The following is a 9,352-nucleotide window of genomic DNA, read 5'->3' on the forward strand; positions in this document are numbered from 1 at the left end:
GCGCCTCGACGAATACGAAAAGCCCGCGCTGCAGAACAGCCTCCTCAAGGGCCGCACCGTCGGCGTAGCCGCCTACAACACCACGGAAGCGCTGGAGTGGGGCGTCACCGGCTCCGGCCTGCGCGCCACCGAATTCGACCCGTTCAGCCTGAACCTGGCCAAGCAGCAGCTGGAAGAAGAAGCCGCGCGCTTCAAACCGGAAGACTGGGGCATGAAACGTGGCGGCGAGCACGAGGACTATATGTTCCTCAACCTCGGCCCCAACCACCCCTCCGCCCACGGCGCCTTCCGTATCGTCCTGCAGCTGGATGGCGAAGAAATAGTCGACTGCGTGCCGGAAGTCGGCTACCACCACCGTGGTGCCGAGAAGATGGCCGAACGCCAGTCCTGGCACAGCTTTATTCCCTACACCGACCGTATCGACTACCTCGGCGGGGTGATGAACAACCTGCCCTACGTACTCTCCGTGGAGAAGCTCGCGGGGATCAAGGTGCCGGCGCGCGTGGACTTTATCCGGGTGATGATGGCGGAATTCTTCCGCATCACCAGCCACCTGCTGTTCCTCGGCACCTATATCCAGGACGTCGGCGCCATGACCCCGGTGTTCTTCACCTTCACCGACCGTCAGCGCGCCTACAAGGTGATCGAGGCCATCACCGGCTTCCGCATGCACCCGGCCTGGTACCGCATCGGCGGAGTCGCCGCCGACCTGCCGCGCGGCTGGGATGGCCTGGTCAAGGAATTCGTCGAGTGGCTGCCCAAGCGCCTCGACGAATACGAAAAGGCCGCGCTGAAGAACAGCATCCTCAAGGGCCGCACCGTCGGCGTAGCCGCCTACAACACCAAGGAAGCGCTGGAGTGGGGCGTCACCGGCTCCGGCCTGCGCGCCACCGGTCTGGACTTCGACCTGCGCAAGGCGCGTCCCTATTCGGGCTACGAGAACTTCGAATTCGAGATACCGCTGGCGCACAACGGCGATGCCTACGACCGCTGCATGGTGCGCGTGGAAGAGATGCGCCAGAGCATCCGCATCATCGACCAGTGCCTGCGCAATATGCCGGAAGGTCCGTACAAGGCGGATCACCCGCTGACCACGCCGCCGCCGAAAGAGCGCACGCTGCAGCATATCGAGACCCTGATCACCCACTTCCTGCAAGTTTCCTGGGGCCCGGTGATGCCGGCCAACGAGAGCTTCCAGATGATCGAGGCGACCAAGGGTATCAACAGCTATTACCTGACCAGCGACGGCAGCACCATGAGCTACCGCACCCGGATCCGCACCCCGAGCTTCCCGCACCTGCAGCAGATCCCCTCGGTGATCCGCGGCAGCATGGTGGCCGACCTCATCGCCTATCTGGGCAGTATCGACTTCGTTATGGCCGACGTGGACCGCTGATTATGAGCACGCTTATTCAAACTGATCGTTTCGTCCTCAGCGAAACCGAACGCTCGGCCATCGAGCACGAGATGCACCACTACGAAGACCCGCGTGCGGCGTCCATCGAAGCGCTGAAAATCGTGCAGAAGGAGCGCGGCTGGGTGCCGGACGGCGCCGCCGATGCCATAGGCGCGATTCTCGGCATTCCGGCCAGCGACGTCGAAGGCGTGGCCACCTTCTATAGTCAGATCTTCCGTCAGCCGGTGGGTCGCCACATCATTCGCGTGTGCGACAGCATGACCTGCTTTATCGGCGGCCATGAGTCGGTGGTGTCCAGCATCCAGCAACAGCTGGGGATTGGCCTGGGTCAGACCAGTGCCGACGGCCGTTTCACCCTGCTGCCGGTGTGCTGCCTGGGCAACTGCGACAAGGCCCCGGCCGTGATGATCGACGACGACACCTTCGGCGACGTGCAGCCTGACGGCGTCGCCACACTGCTGGAGGCCTACGTATGACGATCAAGACGCTGACCTCCATTGGCCCGGCCAACAAGATCGCGCGTAGCGAAGAAACCCACCCGCTGACCTGGCGCCTGCGCGACGACGCCCAGCCGGTATGGCTCGAGGAATACCAGGCGAAGAACGGCTACGCCGCCGCGCGTAAGGCTTTGGGCGAAATGGCCCAGGCCGACATAGTGCAGACGGTCAAGGACTCCGGCCTCAAGGGCCGCGGCGGTGCGGGCTTCCCCACCGGGGTGAAGTGGGGCCTGATGCCGGCCGACGAATCCATGAACATCCGCTACCTGCTGTGCAACGCGGATGAAATGGAACCCAACACCTGGAAAGACCGCATGCTGATGGAGCAGCTGCCGCACCTGCTGATCGAGGGCATGCTGATCAGTGCGCGAGCGCTCAAGGCCTACCGCGGTTATATCTTCCTGCGCGGCGAATACGTCGACGCGGCCGCCAACCTCAACCGCGCGATTACCGAAGCCAAGGCCGCCGGCCTGCTGGGCAAGAACATCCTCGGTTCGGGCTTCGACTTCGAGCTGTTCGTGCATACCGGTGCCGGCCGCTATATCTGCGGTGAAGAAACCGCGCTGATCAACTCCCTGGAAGGCCGCCGCGCCAACCCGCGCTCCAAGCCGCCCTTCCCGGCCGCTGTCGGCGTGTGGGGCAAACCGACCTGCGTCAACAACGTCGAGACCCTGTGCAACGTGCCCTCGATCGTCTCGGGCGGCGTCGACTGGTACAAGGGTCTGGCCCGTCCGGGCAGCGAAGACATGGGCACCAAGCTGATGGGCTTCTCCGGCAAGGTGAAGAACCCCGGCCTGTGGGAGCTGCCGTTCGGCGTTAGCGCCCGCGAGCTGTTCGAGGACTATGCCGGCGGCATGCGCGACGGCTATAAGCTGAAATGCTGGCAACCCGGCGGCGCCGGCACCGGCTTCCTGTTGCCGGAACACCTGGACGCCTCGATGTACGCCGCCGGTATCGCCAAGGTCGGTACCCGCATGGGCACAGGTTTAGCCCTGGCGGTGGACGACAGCGTCAACATGGTGTCCTTGCTGCGCAATATGGAAGAGTTCTTCTCCCGCGAGTCCTGCGGCTTCTGTACCCCATGCCGCGATGGCCTGCCCTGGAGCGTGAAGATTCTCCGCGCCCTGGAACGCGGCCAAGGCACCCGGGAAGACATCGAGACCCTGCTCGGCCTGGTCAACTTCCTCGGCCCCGGCAAGACCTTCTGCGCTCACGCACCGGGCGCGGTCGAGCCGTTGGGCAGTGCGATCAAGTATTTCCGCTCGGAGTTCGAGGCTGGCGTTGCCAGCAGCAGTGCTTCGGCGCCGACGGGGCAATTCGCTCCCGCGTAAAAAATTGCGTTGCGGCGGCCACTGACCTGGCCCCGCGACTCAGCGTGATTCCATTAGCCAAGTCCGCTCACGCGGATAAAGAAGAAACTCGACCATGGCCACTATCCACGTAGACGGCAAAGATTTTGAAGTCGATGGTGCGGACAACCTGTTGCAGGCCTGTCTGTCCCTCGGTCTCGATATCCCCTATTTCTGCTGGCACCCGGCGCTCGGTAGCGTCGGCGCCTGCCGCCAATGCGCGGTCAAGCAGTACAACGACGAGAACGACACCCGCGGTCGTCTGGTCATGTCCTGCATGACCCCCGCCACCGACAACAGCTGGATCTCCATCGACGACGAGGAGGCCAAGCAGTTCCGCGCCAGCGTCGTCGAGTGGCTGATGACCAACCACCCGCACGACTGCCCGGTGTGCGAGGAAGGCGGCCATTGCCACCTGCAAGACATGACGGTGATGACCGGCCACAACCAGCGCCGCTATCGCTTCACCAAGCGCACCCACCAGAACCAGCAACTCGGCCCGTTTATCGGCCATGAAATGAACCGCTGCATCGCCTGCTACCGCTGCGTGCGCTACTACAAGGACTACGCCGGCGGCACCGACCTGGGCGTCTACGGCGCCCATGACAACGTGTACTTCGGCCGAGTCGAAGACGGCGTGCTGGAAAGCGAGTTCTCCGGCAACCTGGTCGAGGTCTGCCCGACTGGCGTGTTCACCGACAAGACCCACTCCGAGCGCTACAACCGCAAGTGGGACATGCAGTTCGCCCCGAGCATCTGTCATGGCTGCGCCAGCGGCTGCAACACCAGCCCCGGCGAACGCTACGGCGAGATCCGCCGCATCGAAAACCGCTTCAACGGCGATGTGAACCAGTACTTCCTGTGTGACCGTGGCCGCTTCGGCTATGGCTACGTCAACCGCGAAGACCGCCCGCGTCAGCCGCTGCTCCTTAATAAGGACGGGGACAATGCGCAGCTGGGCATAGACGCTGCGCTGGACAAGGCCGCCGAACTGCTCAAGGGCAAACGGGTAATAGGCATCGGCTCGCCGCGCGCCAGCCTGGAAAGCAATTTCGCCCTGCGCGAACTGGTCGGCGCCGCCAACTACTACTCCGGCATAGCCGCCCAGGAGCTCGCCAACCTGCGCCTGATCCGCGACGTGCTGCAGAACGGCCCGCTGCCGGTGCCGACCCTGCGTGAAGTGGAAAGCCACGACGCAGTGTTCGTCCTCGGCGAAGACCTGACCCAGACCGCCGCGCGCCTGGCCCTGGCCCTGCGCCAGTCGGTCAAGGGCAAGGCCACCGAAATCGCCGCCTCGATGAAGATCCAGGATTGGCATATGGCTGCCGTGCAGAACGTCGCTCAGGACGCGCTGAACCCGCTGTTTATCGCCAGCGTCGCCACCACCCGCCTCGACGATATCGCCGAAGCCTGCGTGCATGCCGCTCCGGACGATCTGGCCCGCCTCGGCTTCGCCGTGGCCCATGCCATCGACCCGAGCGCCCCGGCCGTCAACGGCCTGGAGCCTGAGGCCAGCGAACTGGTACAGCGCATCGCCGAGGCCCTGCTGAATGCCAAGCGTCCGTTGATAGTCTCCGGTGCTTCGCTGGGCAGCAAAGCCCTGATCGAAGCCGCGGCCAATATCGCCGGCGCGCTGAAGAAGCGTGAGAAGAATGGCTCCATCAGCCTGGTGGTGCCGGAGGCCAACAGCATGGGCGCCGCGCTGTTTGGCGGCGAGTCACTGGACGCGGCGCTGGACGCCCTGACTTCCGGCCAAGCCGATGCCCTGATAGTGCTGGAAAACGACCTGTACCGCCGCGCCGACGTGGCCCGCGTGGACGCCGCCCTGGCTGCCGCCAAGGTGGTGATAGTGGCCGACCATCAGCAGACCGCCACCAGCGCCAAAGCCCATCTGCTGCTGCCGGTCGCCAGCTTCGCCGAAGGCGACGGCACCCTGGTCAGCTTCGAAGGCCGCGCCCAGCGTTTCTTCCAGGTGTTCGAGCCGAGCTACCACGACAGCACTATCCTGGTGCGCGAAGGCTGGCGCTGGTTGCATGCGCTGCACAGCACAATGCAGGGCAAAGCCGTCGACTGGACCCAACTGGACGCAGTCACCGCAGCCTGCGCCGCCAGCAATAGCCTGCTGACGCGTATCGGCGAAGCCGCACCGAATGCCTCGTTCCGCATCAAGGGCATGAAATTGGCCCGCGAGCCGCATCGCTACAGCGGCCGCACCGCCATGCGCGCCGATATCAGCGTGCACGAGCCGCGCCAACCGCAGGACAAGGACTCGGCCTTCGCCTTCTCCATGGAAGGCTATTCCGGCAGCAAGGAAGACCGTCAGCAGATTCCGTTCGCCTGGTCGCCAGGCTGGAACTCGCCGCAGGCCTGGAACAAGTTCCAGGATGAAGTCGGCGGCCATCTGCGTGCCGGCGACCCGGGCGTGCGCCTGATCGAAACCAAAGGCACTGTGCTGCCCTGGTTCAACGCCCCCGTCGCGTTCAACCCGGCGCCAGGCACCCTGCAGGCCGTACCGCTGCACCACCTGTTCGGTAGCGAGGAAACCTCTGCGCTCGCCGCTCCGGTGCAGGAGCGCATTCCGCAACCTTATGTGGCCCTGGCCAAGGCCGAAGCCGACCTCCTAGGTGTCAACGACGGCGCGCTGCTCAGCCTCAACCTCAACGGCCAGACCCTGCGTCTGCCGCTGCAAATCCGCGAAGAGCTGGCCATCGGCCTGGTCGGTCTGCCGGTGGGTCTGCCGGGCATTCCGGCGTTGATTGCCGGTGCCCTGGTCACTTCCATTCAGGAGGCCGCGCAATGAGTTGGCTGACTCCTGAGGTAATCGATGCGCTGATCGCGGTGCTCAAGGCCATCGTCATTCTGCTGGTGGTAGTGGTCTGTGGCGCGCTGCTGAGCTTCGTCGAGCGCCGTCTGCTCGGCTGGTGGCAGGACCGCTACGGCCCCAACCGCGTGGGCCCGTTCGGCATGTTCCAGATCGCCGCGGACATGATCAAGATGTTCTTCAAGGAAGACTGGATCCCGCCGTTCGCCGATCGGTTCGTCTTTATCCTGGCGCCTATGATCGCCTTCGCCGCCATGCTGATGGCCTTCGCGATCATCCCTATCACCCCGAACTGGGGGGTGGCGGACCTGAACATCGGCATCCTGTTCTTCTTCGCCATGGCCGGTTTGTCGGTGTACGCGGTGCTGTTCGCCGGCTGGTCGAGCAACAACAAGTTCGCCCTGCTCGGCGCCCTGCGCGCCTCGGCGCAGACAGTGTCCTACGAGGTGTTCCTGGCCCTGGCGCTGATGGGCATAGTCGCCCAGGTCGGCTCGTTCAATATGCGCGCTATAGTCGACTACCAGGCCGAGCACCTGTGGTTCATCATTCCGCAGTTCTTCGGCTTCTGTACCTTCTTTATCGCCGGCGTGGCGGTGACTCACCGTCACCCCTTCGACCAGCCGGAAGCGGAACAGGAGCTGGCCGACGGTTACCACATCGAATATGCCGGGATGAAATGGGGCATGTTCTTCGTCGGCGAATACATCGGCATAGTCACCATCTCGGCACTGCTGGTGACCCTGTTCTTCGGCGGCTGGCACGGGCCGTTCGGCATCCTGCCGCAGATTCCCTTTATCTGGTTCGCCCTGAAAACCTGCTTCTTCATCATGCTGTTTATCCTGCTGCGCGCCTCGATCCCGCGCCCGCGCTATGACCAGGTGATGGCCTTCAGCTGGAAGTTCTGCCTGCCACTGACCCTTATCAACCTGCTGGTGACCGGCGCGCTCGTGCTGGCCGCGGCCCAGTAAGGAGAATCACAGAATGTTCAAGTACATAGGGGATGTGGTGCACGGCACCTTCACCCAGCTGCGCAGCCTGGTGATGATCTTCAGTCACGGCTTCCGCAAACGCGACACCCTGCAATACCCGGAAGAACAGGTATACCTGCCGCCGCGCTACCGCGGCCGTATCGTCCTGACCCGCGACCCCGACGGCGAAGAACGCTGCGTGGCCTGCAACCTGTGCGCCGTGGCCTGCCCGGTCGGCTGCATCTCGCTGCAGAAAGCCGAAACCGACGATGGTCGTTGGTACCCGGAGTTCTTCCGTATCAATTTCTCGCGCTGCATCTTCTGCGGGATGTGCGAGGAAGCCTGCCCGACCACCGCGATCCAGCTCACCCCGGACTTCGAAATGGGCGAGTACAAGCGCCAGGACCTGGTGTACGAGAAGGAAGACCTGCTGATTTCCGGCCCGGGCAAGAACCCGGACTACAACTTCTACCGCGTCGCCGGTATGGCCATTGCCGGCAAGCCGAAAGGCGCCGCGCAGAGTGAAGCCGAGCCGATCAACGTGAAAGGCTTACTGCCCTAAGGACGACCGATGGAATTCGCTTTCTACCTGGCCGCAGGCGCTGCCGTGGCCTCCACAGTGCGGGTGATCAGCGCCAGCAACCCGGTGCATGCCCTGCTCTATCTGATCGTTTCGCTGCTGGCCGTGGCCATGTGCTTCTTCGCCCTCGGCGCGCCCTTTGCCGGCGCCCTGGAGATCATCGTCTACGCCGGCGCCATCATGGTGCTGTTCGTCTTCGTGGTGATGATGCTCAACCTCGGCCCGGCTTCCGCCGAACAGGAAATCAAATGGCTGACGCCCGGCATCTGGACCGGCCCGGCCATCCTCAGCACCCTGCTCCTCGGCCAGTTGCTCTATGCCCTGTTCCAATCCCCGAGCGGTGCCTCCATCGGCCTGGTGACTGTCGACGCCAAGGCTGTCGGCATCGCCCTGTACGGGCCCTACCTGCTGGCCGTGGAGCTGGCCTCCATGCTGCTGCTCGCCGCCCTGGTCGCCGCCTACCACCTCGGTCGCCACGATGCCAAGGAGCCAACCGCATGAATGCGATTCCCATGGAGCACGGCCTGGCCTTGGCCGGCGTGCTGTTCAGCCTCGGTCTGATCGGCCTGATGGTCCGCCGCAATATCCTTTTTATCTTGATGAGCCTGGAAGTGATGATGAACGCCACCGCCCTGGCCTTCGTGGTCGCCGGCAGCCGCTGGGTACAGCCTGACGGACAGATCATGTTCATTCTGGTGATCACCCTGGCAGCCGCCGAGGCCAGTATCGGCCTGGCGATCCTGCTGCAGCTGTATCGCCGCTTCCACACCCTCGATATCGACGCTGCCAGCGAGATGCGCGGATGAATCTTCTATTCCTGACTTGCCTGTTCCCCCTTATCGGCTTCGTGCTGCTGGCCTTCTCCCGCGGCCGCCTCTCGGAAAACCTCGCGGCCCTGATCGGCGTTGGCTCGGTCGGCCTATCGGCCCTCACCGCCGTTTGGGTGATGCTGCAGTTCAACCTCAATCCGCCGGAAAACGGCGTGTTCACCCAGGTGCTCTGGCAGTGGATGTCGGTTGGCTCGCTCAAGCCGAGTTTTACCCTGTACCTGGATGGCCTGTCGCTGACCATGCTTGGCGTGGTCACCGGTGTCGGCTTCCTGATTCACCTGTTCGCCAGTTGGTATATGCGCGGTGAAGAGGGCTACTCGCGCTTCTTCGCCTACACCAACCTGTTTATCGCCAGCATGCTGTTCCTGGTGCTGGGCGATAACCTGCTGTTCCTCTACTTCGGCTGGGAAGGCGTGGGGCTGTGCTCCTACCTGCTGATCGGCCACTACTTCAAGCACAGGCCCAACGGCAACGCGGCGCTCAAGGCCTTTATCGTTACCCGCGTCGGCGATGTGTTTATGGCCATCGGCCTGTTTATCCTGTTCTTCCATCTGGGCACCCTGAATATCCAGGAGCTGATGCTGCTGGCGCCGCAGAAGTACCTCGCAGGCGACAACTGGCTGTGGATCGCCACCCTGATGCTGCTCGGCGGTGCGGTCGGCAAGTCCGCCCAGCTGCCGTTGCAGACCTGGCTGGCCGACGCCATGGCCGGCCCGACCCCGGTTTCCGCATTGATCCATGCGGCGACCATGGTCACCGCCGGCGTCTACCTGATCGCCCGTACCCACGGCCTGTTCCTGCTGACCCCGGAAATCCTCGAGCTGGTCGGCCTAGTCGGCGGCGTGACCCTGGTCCTGGCCGGCTTCGCCGCCCTGGTGCAGACCGACATC

Annotated in this window: 9 protein-coding genes; all 9 read left to right on the forward strand. The window is 63.8% G+C overall.

Annotated features, from left to right (window positions below; genetic code table 11):
* Nucleotides 1-1,396, forward strand: a 1,396-nt coding sequence (gene nuoC, locus Q8Q83_RS18730) for an NADH-quinone oxidoreductase subunit C/D (RefSeq protein WP_305625641.1), incomplete at its 5' end; no start/stop codon positions are given.
* Nucleotides 1,393-1,893 carry an NADH-quinone oxidoreductase subunit NuoE gene (nuoE, locus tag Q8Q83_RS18735; RefSeq protein WP_305625649.1) on the forward strand — a complete coding sequence of 167 codons (501 nt, stop codon included), beginning with the start codon at nt 1,393-1,395 and terminating at the stop codon, nt 1,891-1,893. The genes nuoC and nuoE, both read left to right, overlap by 4 nt.
* On the forward strand, nt 1,890-3,245 hold the full coding sequence (gene nuoF / locus Q8Q83_RS18740) for an NADH-quinone oxidoreductase subunit NuoF (RefSeq protein WP_305625642.1): 1,356 nt from the start codon (nt 1,890-1,892) through the stop codon (nt 3,243-3,245). The genes nuoE and nuoF overlap by 4 nt, the downstream gene beginning before the upstream one ends.
* Before the next feature lie 94 nt (nt 3,246-3,339).
* Nucleotides 3,340-6,063 (forward strand): NADH-quinone oxidoreductase subunit NuoG, encoded by a 2,724-nt coding sequence (gene nuoG / locus Q8Q83_RS18745; protein ID WP_305625643.1) that lies wholly within the window; start codon nt 3,340-3,342, stop codon nt 6,061-6,063.
* Nucleotides 6,060-7,052, forward strand: a complete 993-nt coding sequence (gene nuoH / locus Q8Q83_RS18750) for an NADH-quinone oxidoreductase subunit NuoH (RefSeq protein WP_305625644.1) — start codon at nt 6,060-6,062, stop codon at nt 7,050-7,052. The genes nuoG and nuoH overlap by 4 nt, the downstream gene beginning before the upstream one ends.
* A gap of 13 nt (nt 7,053-7,065) precedes the next feature.
* A complete protein-coding gene (nuoI, locus tag Q8Q83_RS18755) occupies nt 7,066-7,614 on the forward strand; it encodes an NADH-quinone oxidoreductase subunit NuoI (protein WP_305625645.1) in 549 nt (182 codons plus the stop codon).
* Between the two features lie 9 nt (nt 7,615-7,623).
* Entirely contained in the window at nt 7,624-8,133 is a 510-nt protein-coding gene (nuoJ, locus tag Q8Q83_RS18760) for an NADH-quinone oxidoreductase subunit J (RefSeq protein ID WP_305625646.1), read from the forward strand.
* Nucleotides 8,130-8,438: an NADH-quinone oxidoreductase subunit NuoK gene (gene nuoK, locus Q8Q83_RS18765; protein WP_305625647.1), complete on the forward strand. Its 309-nt coding sequence runs from the start codon at nt 8,130-8,132 to the stop codon at nt 8,436-8,438. Before nuoJ ends, nuoK begins: the two co-directional genes overlap by 4 nt.
* Nucleotides 8,435-9,352, forward strand: a 918-nt coding sequence (locus Q8Q83_RS18770; protein ID WP_305625648.1) for an NADH-quinone oxidoreductase subunit L, incomplete at its 3' end; no start/stop codon positions are given. The genes nuoK and Q8Q83_RS18770, both read left to right, overlap by 4 nt.

It is taken from the genome of Pseudomonas sp. (genome assembly GCF_030696055.1).
GTDB lineage: Bacteria > Pseudomonadota > Gammaproteobacteria > Pseudomonadales > Pseudomonadaceae > Aquipseudomonas.

Bases quoted from the DNA above. Each gene is read 5' to 3' on its own strand.
- nuoH (WP_305625644.1), top strand. From the start codon at position 6,060: ATGAGTTGGCTGACTCCTGAGGTAATCGATGCGCTGATCGCGGTGCTC.
- nuoK (WP_305625647.1), top strand. From the start codon at position 8,130: ATGAATGCGATTCCCATGGAGCACGGCCTGGCCTTGGCCGGCGTGCTG.
- nuoF (WP_305625642.1), top strand. From the start codon at position 1,890: ATGACGATCAAGACGCTGACCTCCATTGGCCCGGCCAACAAGATCGCG.
- nuoI (WP_305625645.1), top strand. From the start codon at position 7,066: ATGTTCAAGTACATAGGGGATGTGGTGCACGGCACCTTCACCCAGCTG.
- nuoJ (WP_305625646.1), top strand. From the start codon at position 7,624: ATGGAATTCGCTTTCTACCTGGCCGCAGGCGCTGCCGTGGCCTCCACA.
- nuoG (WP_305625643.1), top strand. From the start codon at position 3,340: ATGGCCACTATCCACGTAGACGGCAAAGATTTTGAAGTCGATGGTGCG.